The sequence below is a fragment of the Sphingobium sp. D43FB genome (assembly GCF_002312805.1).
Lineage (GTDB): Bacteria > Pseudomonadota > Alphaproteobacteria > Sphingomonadales > Sphingomonadaceae > Sphingobium.
Window position 1 is genome coordinate 1 of record NZ_NMUA01000015.1, and the last position, 23,650, is coordinate 23,650.

The 23,650-nt window shown below is 63.4% G+C and carries 11 protein-coding genes and 1 pseudogene; 6 read left to right on the plus strand and 6 right to left on the minus strand.

The window, feature by feature from the left end; genetic code table 11:
• Positions 1 to 125: 125 nt before the first annotated feature.
• From SxD43FB_RS13680 to SxD43FB_RS13695, 4 genes and pseudogenes are all read left to right on the plus strand, one after another.
• Positions 126 to 1,043, plus strand: a pseudogene (locus SxD43FB_RS13680) (conjugal transfer protein TraN); the annotation flags it as partial.
• A 214-nt stretch (positions 1,044 to 1,257) separates the two neighbouring features.
• Positions 1,258 to 2,025, plus strand: a complete 768-nt coding sequence (locus tag SxD43FB_RS13685; RefSeq protein WP_096062749.1) for a conjugal transfer protein TraF — start codon at positions 1,258 to 1,260, stop codon at positions 2,023 to 2,025.
• 65 nt (positions 2,026 to 2,090) lie between these two features.
• The gene (locus tag SxD43FB_RS13690; RefSeq protein WP_096062659.1) at positions 2,091 to 3,491 is read left to right on the plus strand and encodes a conjugal transfer protein TraH; all 1,401 of its coding nucleotides are present in this window, start codon (positions 2,091 to 2,093) and stop codon (positions 3,489 to 3,491) included.
• A gap of 16 nt (positions 3,492 to 3,507) precedes the next feature.
• On the plus strand, positions 3,508 to 6,312 hold the full coding sequence (locus SxD43FB_RS13695; RefSeq protein WP_096062660.1) for a conjugal transfer protein TraG N-terminal domain-containing protein: 2,805 nt from the start codon (positions 3,508 to 3,510) through the stop codon (positions 6,310 to 6,312).
• 1 nt (position 6,313) lies between these two features.
• On the opposite strand, the gene SxD43FB_RS13700 is transcribed toward SxD43FB_RS13695, so the two are convergent.
• Complete coding sequence (locus SxD43FB_RS13700; protein ID WP_096062750.1) at positions 6,314 to 6,523, minus strand: hypothetical protein; 210 nt, start codon at positions 6,521 to 6,523, stop codon at positions 6,314 to 6,316.
• A gap of 958 nt (positions 6,524 to 7,481) precedes the next feature.
• Here SxD43FB_RS13700 and SxD43FB_RS13705 point away from each other — a divergent pair.
• Positions 7,482 to 8,318, plus strand: coding sequence for a universal stress protein (locus SxD43FB_RS13705; protein WP_096062751.1), 837 nt, complete (start codon positions 7,482 to 7,484; stop codon positions 8,316 to 8,318).
• A 96-nt stretch (positions 8,319 to 8,414) separates the two neighbouring features.
• Here the strand turns inward: SxD43FB_RS13705 and SxD43FB_RS13710 are convergent, their stop codons facing one another.
• The 5 genes from SxD43FB_RS13710 to ppsA form a co-directional block, all read right to left on the minus strand.
• Positions 8,415 to 9,533, minus strand: coding sequence for a L,D-transpeptidase (locus tag SxD43FB_RS13710; protein ID WP_255245724.1), 1,119 nt, complete (start codon positions 9,531 to 9,533; stop codon positions 8,415 to 8,417).
• Between the two features lie 134 nt (positions 9,534 to 9,667).
• Positions 9,668 to 9,922: a hypothetical protein gene (locus SxD43FB_RS13715; RefSeq protein ID WP_096062661.1), complete on the minus strand. Its 255-nt coding sequence runs from the start codon at positions 9,920 to 9,922 to the stop codon at positions 9,668 to 9,670.
• 117 nt (positions 9,923 to 10,039) lie between these two features.
• Complete coding sequence (locus SxD43FB_RS13720) at positions 10,040 to 18,469, minus strand: glucoamylase family protein (RefSeq protein WP_096062662.1); 8,430 nt, start codon at positions 18,467 to 18,469, stop codon at positions 10,040 to 10,042.
• 2 nt (positions 18,470 to 18,471) lie between these two features.
• Positions 18,472 to 19,485: a universal stress protein gene (locus SxD43FB_RS25925; RefSeq protein WP_096062753.1), complete on the minus strand. Its 1,014-nt coding sequence runs from the start codon at positions 19,483 to 19,485 to the stop codon at positions 18,472 to 18,474.
• Between the two features lie 257 nt (positions 19,486 to 19,742).
• Positions 19,743 to 22,127, minus strand: a complete 2,385-nt coding sequence (ppsA, locus tag SxD43FB_RS13730; RefSeq protein ID WP_096062663.1) for a phosphoenolpyruvate synthase — start codon at positions 22,125 to 22,127, stop codon at positions 19,743 to 19,745.
• Between the two features lie 408 nt (positions 22,128 to 22,535).
• Between ppsA and SxD43FB_RS13735 the strand changes: the two genes are divergently transcribed.
• Positions 22,536 to 23,087, plus strand: a complete 552-nt coding sequence (locus SxD43FB_RS13735) for a cytochrome b (protein ID WP_096062664.1) — start codon at positions 22,536 to 22,538, stop codon at positions 23,085 to 23,087.
• The last annotated feature ends 563 nt before the right edge of the window (positions 23,088 to 23,650 follow it).

Consider the following 23,650-nt stretch of genomic DNA (forward strand, 5'->3'; position numbering starts at 1 on the left):
GCTCTTCGGCCCTATCGGGCACATCCCGCCCGCTGAGGCCGAAGACAATTACTATGCAGCCCTCGAGAACCTCGATATGGCTGCATAGCCAAATGAAAACTGCCTCCTGAAAACCCGGGGCGCTTCACATCGTCAACGGCGTGCCGGTGACACAGCCCTGCTGGGCGTGGGAGCGCACCTACGAGTGCAACCGGATCTCGAGCGGTCACAACGACTGCGGCACGCTCGAGGCCAATGGCAGCTGCACTTTCACGCGGACCGAATGTCTCGACGATGATCCGGATGGCTCCTGCCTGGTTGAGGAGCGCATCTATCGTTGCCGGACGCCGGGCGGGACGGTCACCGACACCCCCCAATATATCTGCGGGAACGACGTCTACTGTATCAATGGAGACTGCGAGCCGATCGTCCGCGAAGCTTCGACCGAGTTCAAAGATGCGCTCGTCGCGCTCCATTCGATCGACCAGGCGGGCAAGGAGTTTGACGAGAATAATTTCACCGTGTTCAGCGGGGACAGGGAGACGTGCCACAAGCCCGTTTTCGGCCTTATCAACTGCTGCGCGGGCAAGGTTTCGGGTGTTCTGACGCTCGGCGCCGGGGCGGCGGCGCTGGCGGGCGGCCCGGCCGCAATTGCGGCGCTGGCGACGCCATTCCTCGCGCTCTTCGCCTGTTCGCAGGACGAGATGAAACTCGACATCAGGGACCGCATGGGTTTCTGCCACAAGGTCGGGACCTATTGCTCCTCGAGCTTCCTTGGCATCTGCAAGACCAAACGCACGGCCTATTGCTGCTTCGAGAGCAAGCTCAGCCGCATTCTCCAGGAGCAGGGCCGCATCCAGCTCGGCAGGCCCTGGGGGGCGCCGAAGCGCGAGCAGTGCCTGGGCTTCACCATCGACGAATTCGCCCGCCTCGACCTGTCGATCATGGACTTCACCGAGGTCTACGCGGAGTTCGTGGATGCGGCGCGCCTTCCCGACGAGGTCGAGACGATGACCCAGATCCAACAGAAGATTCAGGACTATTATGACCTGCACGGCAAATGATCCCCGCGCCGGCGCGCGCCACGGCTTCAACGAGCCATCCCCCCTTCGCCCCCTTTCCGGCGAGCCCGGCACTACCCGGAGCACGCCACCCCTTGCCTCCCATCCCCTTCCGCGCTTCTCCCCGGAATCGCGGAAGGGGTCCCGGGAAGGTGGTTCGATCATGGCTCGTTTGCTCATTCTCTCCGCCGCGATCTTCACCTTGCTTGGCCTTGGAATGCCGGCTGCTGCGCAGACCACCCGCGCCTCTGAGGATGGAGTCGAGCGCTCCGGCGGCGCGGATGATTTCTACTGCGGCGAGCGCAAGCTCGGGCAGTGGTTCTATTGCACGAAGCCCAGGCCGAAAGCGCAGGAGGAACAGCCGTCGCCGTCTCAGCAGAGCGCCGTCGATCGCATGAGCGCTATTACCGACCAACTCGACGAATTGAAGGCGCGCGCCATCCTCGATCCTACCGAGGAGAATGTGATCGCCTATGTCAGGTTTCAGCGCGAGCAGCTCGATCGCGCGTCGACCTTCTCGGACACCTGGCAGCGGGCGCTGTGGCAGAACCCCGATCTGGACTACACGCTGCAGCGTCCGGTCTCCACCGTTGGTAAGCGCGCCTGGCTCGACAACCGCAAGGCGGATCGCGACGCGGTCCTCACCAATCTGGGCCAGCGTTACGGCCTCTTTTACTTCTTCGCGCAGAGCTGCGGCGCTTGCGAGCTGTTCTCGCCGATCCTGCGGTCGGTCGCGGACAGCCACCGCATGGCGGTGATGGCTGTCTCGATGGACGGCGGGCCGAGCCGCGATTTCCCGAACTATGTTGTCGATGCCGGACAGCGGGCGCGTATGGGGATTCCGGGCAACGAGACGCCGGCGCTGGTGTTGTTCGACACCACGACGAAGCGGACGATTCCCGTCGGCTACGGGATACTGAGCGCGGACGAGATCATGGATCGCATCTTCGCGCTGACCAACACCAGGGTGGGGAGTGACTACTGATGGGACAGCATTGCCGTAAGAACGTGTGGCGCCGGATCCTTCGGGACACGGCAGGCTGGGCCGGGATGATCGCAGCCGCCAATCTCGCCGTCACCGGCACGGCGCACGCCGATGTCGCCTCCGAGATGAACAATTTCTTCTCGGAGGCCGGTGGCGCCGCCAATGTGACGGGCCCCTCGGCCTTCCAGGGGCAGTCCGCCGGCTACTATTCGCTCGGCAATGTCTGGACGCGATTTCCGCAAAAGAGCGTCCAGCCCTTCAATCTCCAGCTCCCCAGCGCCCGAGCGGGCTGTGGCGGCATCGACCTGTTCAGCGGTAGCTTCTCCTTCATCAATGCGTCCGAGATCATCGCGATGCTGAAGGCGACGGCCAACAATGCGCTCGGCTTTGCCTTCAAGCTGGCGATCGATTCCGTCTCGCCCGAGATCGGCAAGGTGATGGACGAGTTCAGCCAGAAGGCGCAGCTCCTCAACCAGATGAACATCTCGAGCTGCGAGACTGCCCAGGCGCTGGTCGGCGGGATATGGCCGCAAATGGAAACGACGCGGGCGACGATCTGCGAAGCGGTCGGCAACAGCCAGGGCGTCTTCTCCGACTGGGCCGCAGCGCGTCAGGGCTGCAACAACGGCAACCGGCGGGATTCGACGATTGCGGGCAATACCGATGCGTCGATGAAGGACCAGCTGGTGGGCGAGCCGCACAATTACACCTGGGAGGCGCTGAGGAAGTCCGCCAAGTTCGGCGCCTTCGATCAGACTTTCTCGGAATATGTCATGACGCTTGTCGGCACGGTGGTGACGACGCCATCGACCGATCCCAGCGTGGGCGGAAAAGTCGTGATGTTCGGCCCGGCCGAGGAAGCGGTGGTAACCGCGCTTCTCGACGGCACTGCCGACGCCCCGCCGGTCAAGATTCTGCGTTGCAACGACGAGAACTGCTACGATGTCGGTGAACAGACGCTGAGCGTGCCGGCCTCCACGGCGTTGCGGCCGCGGATCGCCACGATGATCCGCTCGATGAGCGACAAGATCCGGTCGGACACACCGCTTGATGCAGCCGAGAAGCAGCTGCTCAACCTTGCGACTGTGCCGATCTACAAGATCCTCGCGGTGCAGGCCTATGCGCACTACGCGCTGACGCAGGGTGAGATCGAGACGCTCTCCGAGATCGTCGCCGTCGATCTGCTCTCAGCCATGCTCGACAACATGCTGGACCGGGTCGAGCAGGCGAAAGTCCACTACCAGACCTTCGATCAGGAGACGGCGACGCAGTGGAAACAGCAGATCGCGGCAACACGCGCGAAGTTTAGTCAGCGCGACGTCAGGCTGAACAACAAGCTGCAGGTCACGATGCAGATCATCAACCGCAGCGTCATGCTGGAATCGACGCTGCAGAACTCGATGACGCCGGGCATGGCGGCTGCGCTCAACTTCTCGCGCGGGCTCAACGCTCAAGGGCTGAACTAGGCGTGGGGGCAGGGCGATGCTTGAGGTTTTTACGGTTGGCGGCGGCGAGTATCTCGTAAACATCTTCAACGCGGTTGCGGCCTGGTCGGGGGGAGGGGGCTATCGCTCGCTCATCCGCGTCGTCATGGTCATGGGCCTTATCTACTCCCTGCTCGTGGTGGCGTTCACCCTCAACTATAAGGCGTGGATGAACTGGTTCCTGCAGGCGACCGCGATCTACCTCTGCCTGATGGTCCCCACGGTTGACATCAAGGTAACCGACCGGCTCAACCCGAGCCTTGCTCCCGCGACCGTCGACAACGTGCCCATGGGGCTGGGCATTCTCGCGAGCTTCACGACCCAGATCGGCGACTGGCTCACCCGGACCGCCGAGACGGTCTTCGTCATGCCGAGCGAGCTCAACTATTCGAGCAACGGCATAGTCTACGGCGCGCGGCTGTTCGATGCCACGCGCAATTTCGTCATCCGTGACGCGGAGTTCTCGACGAATCTCGAGAATCATTTCAAGAACTGCCTGTTCGGCGATGTCATGCTCTACCAGAAGTCGCTGACCAACCTGGCCAAGGCCACCGACCTGTGGGCCGCGATCGGACCGGGGGCGGAGGCTCGTTCGCAGCAGTGGCTCGAGCGCCAGGGCGACGGGACGGTGGGCAGCTACATCATCACCTGCAGACAGGCCTATCAGGCGCTCGATGCGCAATGGGCGCCGATGATCGAAGCCAACACGCCGCTCTGGGGAAAGGAGGCCTACCCCAAGCTGAGCAATGCGCTGGCGGCCGACAAGCTCAAGCATGACGTGCCGATCGTCAGCGCGGCCTTCACCGGCGCAAGCGGCAGCTACGCGGAGGTGATGCGGCAGAATACGGCGATCAACGCGTTCATGCAGGCGCGCAACAGCATGGCAGGCGGCGCCGGCGCGGCCGCGATCGACACTTTCGCGCAGACCCGCGCGGACATGCAGGCGCGCAACACCTACAATTCCATCGCGCAGCAGGCGATGGCCTGGGTGCCGATCCTGAATATCGTGCTGACAGTGGTCTTCTTTGCGATGTTCCCGGTGATCTTCCCGCTGTTCCTGATGCCGCAAACGGGCCTGAGCTCGCTCAAGGGCTACACGATGGGGTTCTTCTACCTCGCGGCGTGGGGCCCGCTCTACGTCATCCTCCACATGATCTGTATGACCCGTGCGACGTCGGCCGCGACGGGAGTTGCCGGCGGCGGGGTCACGCTGGCGAGCTATGCGGGGATTGGTGCCGTGAACGGGGAAACGGCGACGATAGCGGGGTTCATGCTCATGAGCGTGCCCTTCCTTGCTGCGGGACTCGCGCGCGGAGCGATGTCGATCGCCGGGCATTCCATGTCGATGCTGGCGCCGGCGCAGAATGCGGCTGAGGCGGCCGCGCTGGAGCAGACCACTGGAAATTACTCCTATGGCAATGTCAGCTGGGCGAACGCGACATCGAACATGCGCCAGGCAGACCAATGGACGACTGCTCCGACCTACATGGGTGGCGGATCAAGCGTCGGATGGCGCCAGGATAATGGCGCGATGGTGACGGGCTTCGGTAATGGGCAGGAGGTGTTCGACACGTCTGGTGCAATCTCGCGTCTCGGCTTCACGCCGACGATGACGACCGGATCGGTTGCGGAATGGCGTGAGATGGCCAGCGAGGCGCACCGGCAATCCCAGGCCTATGAGAACGCAGCGAGCGAAGTTCTGACCGCGACCCATGCCAACCGCAGTATGTTCGGCACTTCGGCCGAGCGGACCTCTGGTTGGGATTCCAGCAGTGGACAGCAGGCCAACACATCCGTCGAGCAGTTCGATCGCCGGACGGGCAGCAGTGCTCAGGGAACCGAAGAACGCTCGTCGATTTCGCAGAGCACCCGGGTGTCGCAAAGCCATGATCGCCAGGCGCAGGTTACCGATAGCGTCGGCGGCAACATCTCGGCCGGTCTAGGTGGAGGACGTGGAACAGGAGCTGGTCGTGGCGGAGGGATGAGCCGAGTGCCCGGCGTCGGTGGATCTGTCTCAAAATCCGGAACTCAAACCGATGCTCTGCGTCACGCAACGGATGAAACGCGCGGTAGTGATAGCGCGAGTGCCTCGTCGAGCGGCGTACGCGATGAGCACAGCAATGGCACAGGAGCCTCGACGTCGGACGGGACCTATTCGCGCAGCGGTGTTTTCAATCGCGCATCGACGACATCCTCGTCGTCCATGAGCACCGAAGATTCGCTCGCGCTCGCCAAGTCCTATTCGGAGACTGCGCGGCGGCTCGAGGAGCTCTCCCAGCAACTTTCGCGAGACGCCAGCTATGCCGAGACCCACGGCATGCAATTGAGCGAAAATCTCAGCCAGGATCTTGCCCAGTGGTATCGTCAGCAGCAGGTCCACAATCCGGGGCTCGATGCGCCCGAGCTTTGGGCCACCGATCTCTCCCAGCAGCAGAGGTCGGTACGGCAGGAAATGATCTCGCGCTGGATGCAGGAGAAGGAAGACGCGATCCGGTCGGAGATCGGTGGCGATCTTCACGATCCCAACCTGGTGAGCGTACATCGGCCGGGCGTTGATAGCGCTGCGGACGTACGCGGCTCTTATCGCCCTCGCGGCGTCGGGGGGCTGCCTGGGGGTCCTGGAGGCGGCAACTCCTCGGCGGCGGCGGAGATAGTCTCCGCCGGCCGCGGCGAACTGGGCGGCACGCGTTCCGCTGCGGAGGCGATGCGGGCCCAGCGCGTGCAAGGTTCGGTGGATGTGCAGAGGGAAGTAAGCCGCGACCATGATCGGGGCTTTTTCCAGGATCCCGAGCTTCGCGAGTAAGCTACAGGAAAATGAATAGCGCGCCGACAAATCCCGCCATCAGGATGTACGCTAGCGCGTAGCCAATTACGCCTCCCCGAGTCGGATTTCCACTTTTGTCCGTGACGATCTGTATTTCAGAAATATCTTCTTCAACGATCCCATAAAGGGGACCACCAGATAAATCCTTCGTTCGCAGATACGTGTCGGTGTCAAATTTCACGAGGCGCATGAATTGCTCCCATCCATCCATATTCCATTTCTTGGGAGTTTTTGCAATTCTTGACGCTACATGATCGCGGTGGACTGAGGATTTTGTGCGGCAAGCCAATCTGCGGCGCGAGGGGAATCCAAGACCGACGGCTTGAGGATCAAGCGAAATTAGGGAAGTTACAGAAAAACGATAAACTGCCCGCGAACCCACTATGGATGCGCGTCGTAATTCGTTTGCTCCTTCCGCGCAGCAATGGCGCGGCAGGTCGGCTGCGATCAGTTCCGAACAGTCTTCTCGAGCCAGGCAACAAAACGCCCGTCCTGCCAGCTCTCGTTCGTGACGAGGAAGCTGGCTTGCGCGGCATGTTCGCTGGGCAAGACGGTGTTGCCTGTCGGATCGATGGCGAGATGGACAAGCCTTAGATGTCCCTGCGCAGTTGTAATCGACAGCGTAAGCCTGGTTGCCCCTTCACCGGTAAATGCGCGGCCGCGCTCGATAGAGATGCCGCTCCAAACGCGTCGAGCGTAACCTGGAGATGTTCAAAGCGCGCGGAGCACATCGCGGTCGAGGTTCGAGCTGACAGGAAAGAAGCGGCGGACATGGTGCCGTCGCGCAAAGTCGCGGCAATGGGTCCACAAATACCCGGCGAGACTGACGCCCGGGGGCTACTTCATATCCGACGCTGGCGTTTTCCCACGGAATTGGGAACATTACGTAGCGTTGTGGCAGGGCGGCGACTACCGGACAATCAATGAGGGACGTCTCCTGGCCGTGCGCGAGGCAGAAGGCGGACATGGCGCTTGTCATGGACATGCATGCGATTGCATGCGCTCGTGCAACTTGGTTCTTCGCCGCCCTGGTCGGTGACGCCGCCTGTTCTGCTGGCGGAGCTCAGCACTTCTTTCGGCTCCGTGAATCTACGGATCAGCAGGCGGCGCTGCCTATGCCAAGGATAGGGCATAGCTGGAGGAAAATGATGACCGTGCGTGATATTCTTTTGCAGGCCAATACGCATCCGGAGCCGACACCGAACTGGGCGATCGGCAGGGCGACCGAACTGGCGGCGCGGATCGGGGCCAAGGTGTCGCTGGGCGTGTGCCAGGTTCATATCCCCCCGCTTTCGAACTGGCTGGCCAACAAGCTGCTCAATATGGATGGTGTTATCGCGGGCGAGAACAAGAAGAGCGCCGCGAACGCCGCGGCACTTCTCGGATCGTTTACCGCCATGGTCCCGGCTGAGCAGCTGGGTGAAACGTTCACCGTTGATTGCCCGGGCATGGTCACTCATTGGCAACTGGCCGTGAGGGCCAGAACGCACGACCTGACGGTCGTCCCGTTCTACGGCCATGCCGAGACGGTCTCGGTCGCCGAGGGGCTTGTCTTCGAAACGGGCCGCCCGGTGCTCCTGCTACCTGAACTTGCCGTTCCCGAATTGAAGTTCGACAGGATCGCTATCGCCTGGGACGGCAGCAGCGTGGCGGCGCGGGCATTGTCTGCGGCGCTGCCTCTGGCGCGCGAGGCCAGCTCGGTAACCCTCGTGCAAATTACGGGCGAAAAGGATCTGTCGAAGACAGCCGCGCCCGCCGATGCCGTTCGCAACCTGAAGCTGCACGGCATCGATGCGGAGGTGGTCGAGATCGCTCTCGAGGGGCGCGATGTGGCGCTGACACTCCAGAGCTATTGCGAGCAGGATGGCCGGGAGCTGCTGGTGATGGGGGCCTTTGGGCAGTCTCGGGCGCGAGAATTCGTACTGGGCGGGGTGACGCGCTCGGTTCTCGCCGGTCCCAAACTGCCGATCCTGCTGTCGCACTGAGCGCCGGAAGCGGCAGGACGACATCGTTTGGAGCACTACGGCGAAGGAATGCCCTGCGGCGCATTACATCCGCTGCTCGCCTCTCACTGTTCGGCGTTAAGGGTCGCGCGGAACTGCTTCGTCTGAGGTCTGCGAATCTGACTCCGAATCTTCACCGGTGATGACCGTCATGGGCGCGCCGGTGCTCGCGCTCTGCAATGTGTCCGCAGTCACGATCAGCGTGCTGCCTGGCTTGAGCACGGTCAGCAGGTCGCGCCGGAAATCCTCAGGCAGGCGCAATCGTTCGCGGTCCTGCAACGATACTTCTCCCGCACGGGTGTTGCCGAGCATCGGCAGGAACATCCAGTGGGTTCCGCGCTCGTCGATCGATCCCAGGGTGAACGCCTGGAGTCCGGAGACCTCGCCGCGAATGGAAACCGGCGCGGTGCCAATTTCTATGCCATTGCGGAGAACGACGGCGCGCTGGTCAGAGGCGCTGATGATGATGGATACCGGACCGGTGGGCGACTTTCCCGGTTGCCATGAGGGGGCGAAAGCCGCTTCGAAGGAGGGGTTCGGCCGGTCTTCGAGGATCCCCGGCGTCGGGGCGAATCGGGGGACGGCGGCGGATTCGGTTATAATGACCGTCAACCCGATTTGCGTGACGGCATAGAGGCGTTCAGCGAAGGCCAATGGCAAACGGATGCAGCCATGCGAGGCGGGGTATCCTGGAAGGTTGCCAGCGTGCATGGCGATGCCGCTCCAGGTAAGGCGCTGCATGTAGGGCATCGGGGCGTCATTGTAGAGATTGGATTTGTGATCGACCTTCTTCTGCAGGATCGTGAAGATTCCGGTCGGGGTCTCGTGGCCGGTGGTCCCTGTGGAGGCGGTTGAAATACCGATCAGCACGCCGTTGCGATAGACATAGGCGCGCTGTTTCGCGAGGCTGACGACCACAATGACGGGGCCCTTGGGTGCCGCTTCGGGCGCCCAAAGATACTGGCCGGGTTCCAGCTTTTCGACAGTCGCCGCGATCGAGCCCTCGTCGGATGCCGCTTGTGCAAACAGGGGGCCTGTTCCGAGGCCCGCGACGAGAGCCGTCGATGCGGCAAGAAGCATGCGACGCGTGAGGCCTGCCGCCGGCCCTCCTGAGTCAGTCAACGGATCGCGACCCTCCAGCGCAGAAACGATGGACGCAGTGTGCTTGTCGGGGGCGACATCGGCGTTTGTTTTCATTCGTCGTCTCATCGAGGTCGGTGGGATGCAGCACTGGTCTTCAGCCGGTCGGGGCGCCGTGGCAACCCGTTGAAGGGCGCGGCCAAGGATGTGTTGATCCGCGTCTTTCCACCCGTCAATCTCGGGCAGTGCGCTCAGTTGCCCGTGCCTTCGGTCTGATTGACTATAGGGTTCTTCATGGGCGTTTCCGGCAGTTTTACATCGACGGCGGGTCCGTCGGGGGCGGGAGCCCACTCGGTAGACTGGGCGGCCGTTTCGGGCGGCGGGGCCTGCTCGACCTTGCCGAGCGGGTTCGCGAACCAGGCGATCGCCAGGATGAAGAGCGCGAGGAGCGTGAGAATCCAGAACCATTTTGAACTGGATCTGCTCGATGGCGTCGGCTTCGTCATAACCCTTTCTCCTATTTCCCCAGTTGCTGCATGTGACGCAGTCGGTTGTTGATGCGCACACCAAGCATCTCAGGCGATCCTCGGAAATCCGTAAATTGCCGGATCGATCGATTTGATTCAGGCCCGCGGTGGAACCCGCACAAGCACGAGCCGTGTCGAGCCGTCGTCGGGGAAGGGAATTCCGGGTGCATCCCAAGCCGAGCCGTCGACGGTGATCTCCTGATCTTCGCTGTCGAGCGACGAATCCGTTCGAAGCGTTATCTGGAGTGCCCCGCCTGGGTTCCGGAACGTCAATTCGACCTTGTCCCAGTCCCTCGGCAATGCAGGGCGGATCTGCAGTTCGCCACCTATCAGGCGAACACCCAAAATCTCCTCGACGGCCAGTCGCCATGCCCAGGCGGCGGCGCCTGTGTACCAGGTCCACCCGCCGCGACCGAGATGGGGGGCGACGCCGGCAATGTCGGCTGCGACCACATAAGGTTCGGTCCGATAGTGTTCGGCGCTATCGCGGGTTGAGGCATGCCGGATCGGGTTGATGCGATCGAACAGCGATTTGGCCCCATCGCCATCGCGCGTGCGGGCGAAGGCGATCGCAAGCCAGGTTGCAGCATGGGTATATTGGCCGCCATTCTCGCGGATACCGGGCGGATAGGCCTTGATATAGCCCGGCTCGCGCGGCGTGCGGTCGAAGGGCGGGTCGAGCAAGCGCACGAGGTTATCGCCTTCGCGGACCAGATAGCGCCTGGCGGACGCGAGCGCCGTCCTGGCTCGCTCGGGATCTCCAGCCCCCGAAAGAACGGACCAGGATTGGGCGATGGAATCGATGCGACACTCCTGTTCTTCGGATGTGCCCCACGGCCTGCCATCGTCACCGAATGCCCGCAGATACCATTCGCCGTCCCAGCCGGACTGCTCGACCGCAGCGGCGAGGGATTCGGCGCGCCCGTGCCAGCGGTCGCGAAACTCGTTCTGATCCTCATCGACACAGTGGCGCGTGAAATTTCGGATGGTCGCGATGATGAACCAGGCGAGCCATATGCTTTCGCCGCGGCCGCGGTTGCCGACACGATCCATGCCGTCATTCCAGTCCCCGGTACCGATCAGCGGAAGCCCGTGGGAACCGAAACGATAGGCATGGGTAAGCGCGCGGTCGCAGTGGACGAACAGCGGCTGCGTGTAGTCGCTGACTTCGAATTGAGCGTAGCGATCGGCTTCGTCGGCCGCGAGAGGCGGCGCCCGCAGAAAGGGGATCTGTTCGTCGAGGATCGCTCTGTCGCCGGTCGCTTCGACATAGTGCGCGACTGCATAAGGTAGCCAGACGAGGTCGTCCGAACAGCGGGTCCGGACACCGCGGTCGGAAGGCGGGTGCCACCAGTGGAGCACGTCGCCCTCTTCGAACTGATGCGCGGCAGCGGCGAGGATATGTTGTCGCGTCGCGTCCGGATCGACGTGGATCTGCGCGAGGACATCCTGGAGCTGATCGCGGAAGCCGAATGCGCCGCTGGCCTGATAGAAGCCGGCGCGCGCGCGCACGCGGGCGCTTAACGATTGGTGCGGCAGCCAGCGGTTGACCATCAGGTCGAAGGCCGGATCGGGCGTCTTCACCTGGACCTTTTCCAGCCTGTCAGCCCAGACCGTTGCACAAGTCCGTGCCGCAGCCTCGATGATGGACGGATCTTGCCAGTGCCGGACCAGTTTGCGGGCGTGCTCAAGATCATCGCCTTGGCCGATTACGAAGCAGACTTCGGCCGTCCCCTCAGGGGGAATTTCGAGATGGACCTGGAGCGCGGCGCAGCAATCGTCGCCGGCAGAGTCCTGCCTGTTGCCCAGATCCCAGTTGAGCAGCCCGACCGGCCGAGCCGGATCGGCCTGAATTCCGTGGAAATCGCGGCGCGAGGTGGTCAGGCTATGGACGGTGTGCGTCGTGGCGAGGAAGGCAACGCGATCGCCGAAATCATCTGTCCAGGGATTGCGGCCCAGAATTGCATGACTGGCTGGATCATAGCGCGATGTGCGCAAGGGGGCTTGTTCTCCCTGCACGGCGCCGAGCAACCATTCGGTGTAGTAGGTTGCGGTAATCCGACGGGAACGGGCCGTCTGATTGCGCACGCGCAGGCGGACCAGTTTGACCGGATCGGCGACAGGCACGAAGACCGACAGCTCTTGTTCCAAGCCTTCGCTGTGGCGGTGCCAGACGGTCTGTTCGGGGCTGTGGTGAATACGGCATGCCGAGTTCCCGCCCGCCGGCAACGGCGTGGGGGTCCAGAGCCGGGCATTCTCCTCGTCTCGGAGATAGAGTCGTTCGCCCTGGGGATCCTCGATGGGGTCGTTGAACCAGGGTGTAAGCCTGTTTTCGCCGCTGTTGATCGCCCACGTGAAGCCGAGCCCCGCTTCGGTGACAATCGTGCCGAAAGCGTCGTTTGCCAGGACGTTGGACCAGGGAGCCGGCGTGGGAGCGCTTGGCTCCAGATAAACCACATAATCGCCGGTGCCGGGAGCAAAGCCGCCCCAGCCGTTGTCGAACTGCAGATCAGCTGGCCGGCGCACCGACGCGGTCGGGGTTGGAGGCGCGTTCGCTTCGACTGAGGTGAACGGCGGCCCGGGGTGAGGCGGTTGGTCGCGCCGCGCGAGCTGGTCGGCAAGTGTGCCGGCATCTTCTTCCAGGATCAGCCGGGCAGCCTGCTCCAGAAGGGCTGTGCGCTCGACGTCGGAAGAGCCGATGCCGACAAGGTGGATGCCGCCATGTGTGCCGAGGCGATCCTGTGCGCCTGCATCTCTGAGAATTTCCAGGAGGCGCTCGCGCACCGGCTCGATATAGCCGGCGGTTCCCTCGTGCGCGATGACAAGGTCGACGATCATGCCGCGCCGGTGTCCAAGTCTGTGTGCCGCGAGAAGGAAGCGGAGCAGGCCGGTCTGTTCTGCGGTTCCGGCGCGCAGCACCAGGATGGGATGATCGCCCGAAATGCCAAGCGCCCAAAGGTCACCCCGCCGGAATGGCCGAGGACCTGCCGGTGCGGGATTTGTCCGGGCGGTGAGGACATGGGACAGCAGCGCTTGCGCCTGGGGTACCAGATGAGGCTGCAGCCCCAGACCGTGCATCTCGCGCGCGGCGGCGGTCACGGCGGCGCTGACGGCCCAATCGAGCGAGGGCAGGGTTGTATAGCGGTCGGCAATGTCGAGCGCCGATTGCCGGGATCCCGCCGCAATCGTGACGAAGGCGAGTTCGCGGCGACCGTGGGGCGGCAAGACGACCTTGGCCCTGATTGCGCAGATAGGGTCGAGCGTCCACCCCAGCGCGCCGGCGAGCAGTTCTTCGCCCATCGAGGCGGGATGCGTGACGCGACCGTGGCGACCGATGAAGGCCCTGCGATCGGCTTCAAGCCCGAGCAGAGTGATCCCTTCCTCATCTCCGATCACGCGGCTCAGCAAGACGGGAGGTCGCTCGGCGGGATTGCGCGGTCGCCGGGTAAACAGCAGCCCGTCGCCTCCGGGCAGGGCTTCCGCGCCCACGAACAGCTTGCTGAAAGCCGGGTGCCGCGCCGCATCCTGGGCCGGGGCCAGCACAACCTGTGCGTAGCCCGTCACCTCGATCGTGCGGGGACGGTCCTCCTCGTTGACGAGGGTGACACGTCTGATCTCGAGGTCGTCACTATTGGCGACATTGATCATCGTCGTGACCGACAGGCCATGCGCGCGCTGATGGAATTCGACTTGATGGGCGTGGAAGACCACCTCTGGGGGCTCATCGGATTGAGGGAAGGGGCCGCCCGTCGCGGACCAGAGATCGCCCTCTTCGAGATCGCGCAGATAGATCCAGAACCCCGCATCGCCGTTGGCGGGATCGATGCGGGTGAGCGCGTGCTCGTTCCAGCTCAGACCGCCGGCACCGTCGGTGCGGATCCGGGTCGAAAGCCGGCCGTTGCCGAGGATTTGCCAGGCATGTTCTCCATGTCGCCTGTCGGGTGACCAGTTGTGCAGTCCTGGGATCGCTCCTTCGGGTTCGGCTTGCGGTTCGCGCACCTCGACCCGCGCTATTTCGGGCGGGAGCTCCCATGGGATGCGTTCGTTGAGAAGGAGATCGACCGTGCGGATGTAGGGGTCCGCGTGGAACCAGCGCACAAGCATGTTGTCGCACAAGGCGTTGCCAAGCGCCGCGAGGCTCATGCCATGGTGATGTGCCATGTAGGAGCGGACGATGGCGAAGCGCTCGTCTGTCGGCACCCGCTCCGGCGTGAAATCGGCGGCCTCGTAGAAGCCGTATCGGCCAATCAGCTGAAGCTTCGCGAGCAGCCTGAGGTTACTTGTCGCCAGTGCTGGCCGGATCGTCAGGGCGAGCGCCGTCGCATAAGGGCTCACGACGAGGTCACGACCGAGACCCCGTTGCAGCCCGAGGGCGGGGACGCCGAACGCATGGTAACGATAGACGCGATCCTGGCCCATTGAGGCAAAGGACGATTCGGAAATGCCCCACGGTATATTGTGCGATTTGCCGAAGGCGACCTGGATGCTGATGGCTGTCCGGTCGCTCATTCCAAGTAGGGTGCCGGGATCGCTGTGCAGGAAGATGTTCGGCATGAGATATTCGAACATCGAGCCGTTCCATGACACCAGCGCCAGGCCCGCGTCCTGTTTGGTAATGGGGCGGCCGAGGTGGAACCAGTGCGAAGGGTCGACATCGCCTTTCGCGATGGCGAAAAAGCTGGCGAGGCGGGCCTCGCTGGCAAGCAGGTCGTAGTGATGCGGGTCTATGCGATCGGCGCTGACGTTATAGCCGATATGAAAGAGCCTGCTGCTTGCATCGAGCAAGAGTGAGAAGTCCATGGCATGCGCACCAGAGTTGGCGCGACGGGCAAGGCCATCGAGGCGATCGTGGAGCTCACGCGAGGCTGCCTGACCTTCCTCGATGGCTGCTAGGACGTCGTCCACCCATTGACGGCTTGTGTCTGGTGCCGAGGTTTCCTTGAAGGCGTCGAGAATGCTGATGGCTTGCGCGGCGCGCGCACCCGTTGTCGAAATCGAGCCGCCTGCCATGAGGTCGGTGACCTTGCCGGCGATTTCCGCGCAGTCCGAAGGATGGTTGGCGAGAATCTCCTGCCATGGCGAGAAAGTCCGCAAGTCACGTCGCATGCTGGACAAATGATGATCGAGGCGCTCGAGCCAGGCCTGAATGTCGCGCAGGGTGCCGATGTCGGCCTCGACGACACTGGCAGCCATCAAGCCGATCTGCTCGCGCAGTCTTGGCAGGTCGGCCGAGATGAGGTCGTCGATCCCCCAGATCCATTCGGGTTCATCGTCCGAAACCCGGTCGGCGGTCTCGCGCATCGTCGCAATGATCGCGCCTGCCGTTGATGCCGCTTCGAGGTCGATCGACCCGACCGCCTGGGCGAGTAAATCGATATTGTCCTCCAGTCCTCGCCAGAGATCGACGCTGACGGACGGCGCGTTTCGCGCATCACGAAGCGCTTGGGCGACAGTGATCAGGCTAACGGCGAGATTGCCGCTATCGACCGTCGAAACGTAGCGTGGCTCGAGGGCGGCGAGCGTTCTGGTCTCGTACCAGTTGAGAATATGGCCGCGATAGCGCTCAAGGCGGTCGAGTGTGTCGAGAGTATCGCGGAGGCGGGTCGCGACCTCATTGAGGCCGATATGTCCAAGCCGCCACGCGGTGAGGACCGACACCAGCATCATCCCGATGTTGGTGGGCGACGTGCGGTGAGCGGTGTCCTCGTCAGGTGGCTCCTGATAATTGTCGGGCGGTAGCCAGTTGTCCTCGGGTCGCACGAACGTCTCGAAAAAGAGCCAGGCGCGCCGGGCCATGAGCCTGAGGAACGTCCTGTCGGCTTCGGTAAGTGTCTCCTGGGGCGGCTGAAGCGGCCGGCTGATCCAGACCGCGATCTCAGGCGCGAAGAACCAGAGCAACAGCAGCGGCGCAGCGACGGGCAACGAGCCGGGCGCGGCCGCGAAGAGGGCGCCAGCTATCAGAAGCGCGAGCAGGGGAGAGCTCGCCATGTCCCGCCAGGCCGCGAGGCGTGGATGGCGTGCCGCGTTTCGCGTGGCGATATGAGCGGCGGAGGTCCATTCGAGCCGGCGGCGACCCGACCGAAGCCGCCAGATCGTGACCGCGATTGCGTGCAGCGCGATGACGGCGTCGCTGACGAGAAAGGCGATGGCGAGGATCCAGCGCCCGAGGTGATCGGTCAGGCGCCGCAGGACTCGCTGCATGACCCCGCGCCGACGGCCCTGAGAGAAGCCTGTCACAAGGTCGGTGAAAAGATAGGCTCCGGGCGCGACGATCGCGAGCAGGGTCCAGACCCAGGGCTGACCGTGGAGCAGGAACCATCCGCTCAGGAGCAGAGCGAGGATACTGGCGGGCACCACACTGCGCCGCAGGTTGTCGAAGATCTTCAGGCGATCGAACCAGCCGAGCCGGTTGCGCAACCAGCGTCCGTCGCGCCCTGGGACGAAGGGGAACAGCCAGGGCAGGATTTGCCAGTCTCCGCGCACCCATCTGTGCCAGCGCGAGGCGAAGTCGAGATAGCCGGCCGGGAACCCCTCATAGACGATGACGTCGCTCACCAACGCCGCGCGTCCGTGCAGCCCTTCGAACAGGTCGTGGCTGAGCAGTGCATTCTCAGGGATGCGGCCTTCGAGACTACGTTCGAACGCAGCCACGTCGTAGAGGCCCTTGCCGACGAACACGCCGGTGCCGAGCAGATCCTGGTAGACGTCGGAAACAGCGCGCGAATAGATGTCGATCGTCGTATCCCCGCCGTAGAAGCGTGCGAACGGGGATTGGCCGGTCGCCTCGGGCGCGAGTTCGACGCGAGGCTGAAGGATCGTATAGCCTCGCTCCACACCGCCGGTTTCGGGGGCGAAATGGGCTCGGTTGAGCGGGTGGGCCAGCGTGCCCACCAGACGCCGGACAACGCCGGGTGGGAGCCTGGTATCCGCGTCTGCGGTCATCACGAAACGGCATCGCCGCAGCACCTCCGTCCGTCCGGCCGTTACGCTGAACGGTGCCGTATCTCCGCGCAGGACATAGGCGTTGAACTGCTCCAGCTTTCCGCGTTTCCGTTCCCAGCCCATCCAGCAGCCCTGCGCTTCGTTGAAGAGCCGTGGGCGATGCAGCAGGTGAAAGGGACCATGGCCCTTCGCGGCCCCATAGCGCGCGTTCAATTCCTCGATGCCCGTGAGCAGCGCGCGCTCGATATCGGCGTCGGTGGGAAGCGTTGCGGTCGGGGCGTCGGCGAGGTCGCTGAGGAGGACGAACGCGAGCGCCGTATCGGGATTGGCAAGGCGATGCGCCTCCAGGCGTTGAAGAAGTGGGGCGACGTCCGACACTCGTGCCACCAGGACGGGCATCACGACGGCGGTTGCGCAGTCCTTGGGGATGCCTTTCTTGAACGCCAGCTTGGGAAGAACGCGAGGCGGCGTGATCTGCGTCACGATCCAGTTGACGAAGGTTATGCTGATGATGGAGGCGGGCAGCAGCGTGAGCGCGATGCCGAGCAACCAAGATCCGGGAGGCGCCCCGGTCGAGGCCAGATATAAGGCGGGAAGGGCGAAGGCTGCGAGCCCTGCAAGGAGCAGGGCGGCTGTGTAAAGGATGCCCGGGTAGCGCAGCACGCGCCGCAGCCCCGACCCGAACGTCCAGGGGCGAGGATCGAGGGCGTCTGCAAAAAACGGCCGCCCGGCGTCGATCAGCCAATAGCCCACATGGCCCGAGGGTGTTTCGTCGCTGCTATGGCATTGGCGTAGCGCTCTTTGGGCGACCTCCCATTCAGGCAATTTCGACTGCCCGGCAAGCTGTTCGACCGCGTGACGATATCGGTCGCGAGTATCGAAATCCATGCGCGGGTAGACGCCGGCCGGGTCACGTTTGAGGATCGCCTCGACCTGGCTCGTTCGATCGAAGAAATCGTTCCACTGGATCGTCGCGATCACCGCGAGGTTGGCGATCGCGCGTGCGACGCATTCGGTGTCGTCGATCGCCGCCATCGATGCGTCGGGAGTCTCGTCCACCTGGAAAGGCGGATCGACACGGGGGAAGAGGCGCGTAAAGCCCGTGACGAGCAGCTCCAGGCAGACGATGCGCAGCATCGTCGGGAATGCCCAGATTTCGGCGATGCTGAGCGGCATCTGTTTCTGATACCGCTCAACAAATTGGACCGTGGTGTTCAGTGAGATCTGCAGGTTGGATGCCTGCAGGAGCGCATGCGCGAGCTGATGGATGCGCGGCCGGCCAAGGCCGCCCTCGGCAAGGCCAGGGAGCTTTGCATAGAACTCCCTGGGAAGGTTCTCGCGAATCTGCAGGATTGCACGCTGGATCTGATAGTCGTTGTCGAGCAGCCACTCGGCTGCGGTGCCGCCGTGTTGGTCGGCATGGGCGGCCTCCTGGCGAGCCTGGGTCAGCCAGCCCTTCATCGCGTCGAGATGCGTCCAGGCAGGGAGCGGCACCGACTTGCTGATCAGTCCTGTAAGCTTATGGCGGATCGTAGTCTCGTCGGCCGCCCCGGTGATGGGGTCACTCTCCTCAAGATCGGCCATGATCAGGCCTGGGTGGCGAGGGGTAACCGGAGGCGATTGTTTCCAGTCGGAATCGACGTTTGCGCCGTGCGGCTTGTCGAGGGCGTCACAAGCATTGGCACGTTGCAGTGTGCCATCAGGTAGGACGCGACCGTCCCGTAGGGAACGTCGGAGACATGCTGATGGCTATGGCCTCGCGCGGACAGCACGGCGAGATCCGCCCCCTTGCGTTGGATCAGGTCGCTGAGCGCCTCACGCACATCATCTCCGCGGATCGAGATCGTGCGCACGCGCAGGCCGGACGTCGAAAGATTGGATTTGATGCGGTCCAGATAACTTCGAGCGGCTTGTTCGTTGCGTTCGATGAGGCTTTGCCGAAGCCTCTTGTCCTCAACTTCGAGGGGCCGCGCCTCGATCATTTCAGGGGTTGGGACGACATGGACGAGAAGCAGCTCGGCGTTAGCGGCTCTTGTGAGACGCACGGCGAGGGGCAGGACGCTTTCGGCCCAGCGAGAACCGTCAAGCGGAACGACGATCCGTCGATAGGCGCGTGCAGGAACAGCGGCTTCCACGGGCACGAGCAGGACGGGGCCAGGCGCTTGCGACAGCACCTTGTGAACGGTCCCCCCCATGCCGGTCCGACCACTCTCCTGTCTTCCGCGCCTTCCCAGCACGACCGTTCCGTCGTCGCAGTCTCGCACGAAGCGACAGATTTCGTCGGCTGTGGGGCCTTCGGCCAGTTCGATCGTGGTTTGGGTCGAGGGTGCCTGCACCGCGGCGGCGCACCGATCGAGGGCACGCAAGGCCTCGCGCCGTCGCAGGTTGCATTCGATCGGGTCTGGGCGTGTGTCGGGCGAGGTGTCACCGTCCAGCACCTGCAGCAGGGTTATCGGGACATCGAGCGTCGTCGCGAGCGCGAGAGCGTGCGGATAGATCCACGCGTTGCGATCGGTGCAGTCGATGCAGGCGACGATGCCAGACCCCTTCGGTGTCGGGGGGGCCTGTAAGAGGGATGGAAACGCAGAAATGGCAGACATGGGACGACCTCCAGTTGCCGTCGGTTCCCCAGTCGCCGGCGGCATTGATTTCGACAGGTATTATCGACGCGTCATCGGGCCTGGCCTTCTCCCCCCGATTCGGGCCAGTCCGCGTGACGCTATCGGGGCTCCGCGGCATGGGACATTAGGGCTTTTACGAATGCCGGCGGATACGCGTCTCTGTCTGGCAACGCGCCAGGCGGCCGAAAGTGGCTGGCTGGCGCGAAATGGGCTGGTCCGTCCTGACCGCAGGTTCCTCAATGCGGCTTGCCTGCCTCCGCATCCGCGACCGCCTTGAGTGTGCGAACGAAGCTGTCGGGATTGAGGGAAATGGAATCGATCCCCTCGGAAACGAGGAAGGCCGCGAAATCCGGGTGATTGCTCGGGGCCTGTCCGCATATCCCGATCTTGATCCCGGCGACATGGGCCTTGCGGATGGCTTCCGCGATCATCCGGGTGACGGCCTCGTCGCGTTCGTCGAAGAGGCTGGCGAGAAGGCCTGAATCGCGGTCGACGCCGAGCACCAGCTGGGTGAGGTCGTTGGAGCCGATGGAGAAGCCGTCGAAGCGCGTGGCGAACTGTTCAGCCAGGATCACATTCGACGGTATCTCGCACATCATATAGACTTGGAGCTCATTGTCGCCGCGGCGCAGGCCGTTGGCGGCCATTGCTTCGATCACGCGATCCGCTTCGGTCGGCGTGCGGCAGAACGGCACCATGACGATGACATTCGAGAAGCCCAATGTCTCGCGGACCCGCTTGAGCGCGCGGCATTCCAGAGCGAAGCCTTCGCGGTAGCGTTCGTCATAGTAGCGGGAGGCGCCGCGGAAGCCGAGCATCGGGTTTTCCTCGTCGGGCTCGAAGACATCGCCGCCCACGAGATGAGCATATTCGTTCGTCTTGAAGTCGCTGAGGCGCACGATGGCAGGGTGCGGATAATAGGGGCTTGCCAGCTTCGCGATGCCGCGCGCGAGAACGTCGACGAAATAGTCGGACGGCCGCGGATAACCGCGCGTGAGGTCTCGGATCTGGCGTTGGGTTTCGGGCGTCGTGCGCTCCGGGTGGACAAGCGCCATCGGATGCACTTTGATGTGCGCGTTGATGATAAACTCCATCCGGGCGAGGCCGACGCCGCGCGCCGGCAGCCGCCACCACTGGAAGGCCGCAGCCGGATTTGCGATGTTGACCATCATGTCGGTGCTGGTGGCGGGCAGGGAGCCGATGTCGACTTCGGTCACCGAAAAGTCGAGCTTGCCATCGTAGATCGTGCCGATGTCGCCGTCCGCGCAGCTGATCGTGATCTCCTGGTCCTCGGCGATCAGTTCCGTGGCGTTGCCGGTGCCGACGATCGCGGGCACGCCGAGTTCGCGGCTGACGATGGCGGCGTGGCTGGTCGTGCCGCCATGATCGGTCACGATGCCTGCCGCGCGCTTCATGACGGGCACCCAGTCCGGGTCGGTCGTCTCGGTGACGAGGATTGAGCCGTCCCGAAATTGCGTGATATCGGCAGCGGTCCGGATCACGCAGGCTTTGCCGGTCGCAATGGCCGTGCCGATGGCGGCACCGGTCGCCAGACCCTTGCCTTTCGACTTGAGCGTATAGTGCCGGAAGGATGTGGTGCTCGATTGGGCCTGGACGGTCTCCGGTCGCGCCTGAACGATATAGAGTTCGCCGGTCTCGCCATCCTTCGCCCACTCCATGTCCATCGGGCGCCGGTAATGGTCCTCGATGGCGACCGCCCAGCGAGCGAGCTGGATGATGTCGGCATCGTCGAGGACGAAGGCCCCGCGCTCCTGCGCAGTCGTTTCGACGATCCTTGTCCGGTGGCTCCCGCCCTCACCGTAGACCATGCGGAAGGCCTTGCTGCCCAACTCCTTGTCAATGATGGGCTCGGCTCCCGGCTGTGCGAGAAGCGGCTTGAAGACCACGTACTTGTCGGGATTGACCGTGCCTTGAACGACGGTCTCGCCAAGTCCCCAGGCCGCGCTGACGACGATGGCATTGGGAAAGCCGGTCTCAGTATCCACCGAGAACATCACGCCGGAGCCGGAAAGGTCCGAACGCACCATCTGCTGGATACCGATCGACAAGGCGACATCGAGATGATCGAAGTCTTTGGCCTCCCGATAGCTGATCGCGCGATCGGTAAAGAGCGAAGCGTAACAGCGCCTGCAGGCGTCGAGGAGTTCGCGGTCGCCGCGAACGTTGAGGAAGGTCTCCTGCTGGCCAGCGAAGCTTGCATCGGGCAGATCCTCCGCGGTGGCGCTGCTGCGGACGGCGACGGCTGGGCGATTGACACCCAAGCGCCGGCTCAATTGCGCGTAAGCTGCGATAATCTCGTCTGCGATCTGCGTCGGGAAGCTGCTTTCGAGAAAGAGGGTGCGGATGGCGTTGCCGGTTTCCTGGAGCGTCGCTTTGCCGGAGTGGAAATCATTGAGGTGCTCGGCGACAGTCCGTTCGAGCTTGTTCTCGGACACATGAGTCCAATAGGCATTGGCGGTCGTCGCGAAGCCGGACGGAACCTTCACACCCTTCTGGCTGAGAGCGGCCGTCATCTCGCCCAGCGAGGCGTTCTTGCCGCCCACTGCGGGCAGGTCGGTTATCCCGATATTCTCGAACCAAAGAATGTGTGGCTTGGACATGACTTTCCCCAGCTTCCGGTAGGCGGCGTCTCAACATGAAGACCACTCTTCGGTCGGGAGCATTGCTGTCCTTTGGTCCGCCGGTCATTACGTAAGGACCCTATGAGGCGCACGCCGGTCGGATCGACAAGGCACGTGGCCGACGAGCGCGGCCGAGCCCGGCTGCTGCCGCGATGTCTGAGCCAGCCGAGACCCGCGCGGCGAACCAAGCGTGATCGGGTGAGCCTCCATCGAGCGATACCCTTGCCGGGCACAGTGCCTTTGCAGGTCGTTGAGGTCGGGGCGCTGCTGTTCCTCTTGATTGGCCTATGGCCGCTCGCGCAGACCGCTGGCTGGTTCTGATCAACCGTTTGACGCATCCGGGGGACGCGCGTCCGACGTTGTCCCCACCACAAAGGGAGAAATACCATGCAGGAATCCCGAAGCCGATATTCGACCGTGTCGATCATGCTGCACTGGACGATCTTTGTGCTGATCTTCGCCAATGCCACCTTCGGCGGCTGGATGGAGGATGCGGATGGACCCGCCAAGCTCAACTATTTCCAGCTCCATAAGTCGGTCGGTATCACCGTGCTCGTGTTGAGCCTGTTCCGGCTCGGCTGGAGAATCACGCACCCTTGGCCGCCATTTCCCGACGCGATGGCAACATGGGAGCGCGTCCTTGCCCGCAGCACGCACATTCTCTTCTACATGCTGATGATCGGGGTGCCATTGCTCGGCTGGGCTGCCGCATCGGCCGGCGGCGCGCCCGAGGTGCCGCTATACGGCGCGGTGCCGGCACCGAACCTTCCATTGAGCGAGAACGAAGATCTTTCCGAGGCGCTCGGCGGCCTGCACAAAGCGATGGTCAAGGCGATCTACGTCGTGCTCGGACTACATGTCCTGGGCGCGCTCAAGCATCATTTCCTCGACAGGGACGAGGTGCTGAGTCGGATGTTGCCGCTGTTCCGGCGGCGCTGAGCCTCGGCGAGTTCCACCTGCGTCGGGGGCTCCGCCGAGGCGCGCGCCGGTGGCGTCGGTGGGCAGCAGCAGCCGGGCGGATAGGCCGCTCATGCTGCGCTCGCCCAGCGTCAGCAGCATACAGTCGCCGCGCGAGCCCGTCCGACTGGGTGACGGGGAAGTCGTCCTCGAACATCTGAATGTTGCGCGCGCCGAAGCTATTGCGGGCGTTTGAGCCGCGCACCGACATGCCGACATCGCGGACCATGGCCCTGGATCACTACGACGCCGGGGGAGAGCTTGACGATATCGGCGATGGTGGTCGCCGGTGTTTAACGGAAGGCGTTGTCGTCAATCGTCGTCACGGTCTGGCCCGTGACCTTCGTGGTGAGCGACAGCGCCTTGCCGGGTGACGATGATGTCAGAGACCTCGGTCTCCTTGCTCGTCGATGTCGGTCGGTGCTGTCAAGTTGAGCGAGCCGATGGAGCCAGGCGTACCGGAGGTGCGGACTGCCTGTTGTTCGAGTCACTCGCTAGTTCGGCCTCCGGTCGAATGGGACAGGTCAGGGGCTGTCAGAGCGCCG

Bases quoted from the DNA above. Each gene is read 5' to 3' on its own strand.
- SxD43FB_RS13710 (WP_255245724.1), bottom strand. From the start codon at position 9,533: ATGAAAACAAACGCCGATGTCGCCCCCGACAAGCACACTGCGTCCATC.
- SxD43FB_RS13700 (WP_096062750.1), bottom strand. From the start codon at position 6,523: ATGCGCCTCGTGAAATTTGACACCGACACGTATCTGCGAACGAAGGAT.
- SxD43FB_RS13690 (WP_096062659.1), top strand. From the start codon at position 2,091: ATGATCGCAGCCGCCAATCTCGCCGTCACCGGCACGGCGCACGCCGAT.
- SxD43FB_RS13720 (WP_096062662.1), bottom strand. From the start codon at position 18,469: ATGGCCGATCTTGAGGAGAGTGACCCCATCACCGGGGCGGCCGACGAG.
- ppsA (WP_096062663.1), bottom strand. From the start codon at position 22,127: ATGTCCAAGCCACACATTCTTTGGTTCGAGAATATCGGGATAACCGAC.
- SxD43FB_RS13705 (WP_096062751.1), top strand. From the start codon at position 7,482: ATGACCGTGCGTGATATTCTTTTGCAGGCCAATACGCATCCGGAGCCG.
- SxD43FB_RS13695 (WP_096062660.1), top strand. From the start codon at position 3,508: ATGCTTGAGGTTTTTACGGTTGGCGGCGGCGAGTATCTCGTAAACATC.
- SxD43FB_RS13685 (WP_096062749.1), top strand. From the start codon at position 1,258: ATGCCGGCTGCTGCGCAGACCACCCGCGCCTCTGAGGATGGAGTCGAG.
- SxD43FB_RS13735 (WP_096062664.1), top strand. From the start codon at position 22,536: ATGCAGGAATCCCGAAGCCGATATTCGACCGTGTCGATCATGCTGCAC.
- SxD43FB_RS13715 (WP_096062661.1), bottom strand. From the start codon at position 9,922: ATGACGAAGCCGACGCCATCGAGCAGATCCAGTTCAAAATGGTTCTGG.
- SxD43FB_RS25925 (WP_096062753.1), bottom strand. From the start codon at position 19,485: ATGTCTGCCATTTCTGCGTTTCCATCCCTCTTACAGGCCCCCCCGACA.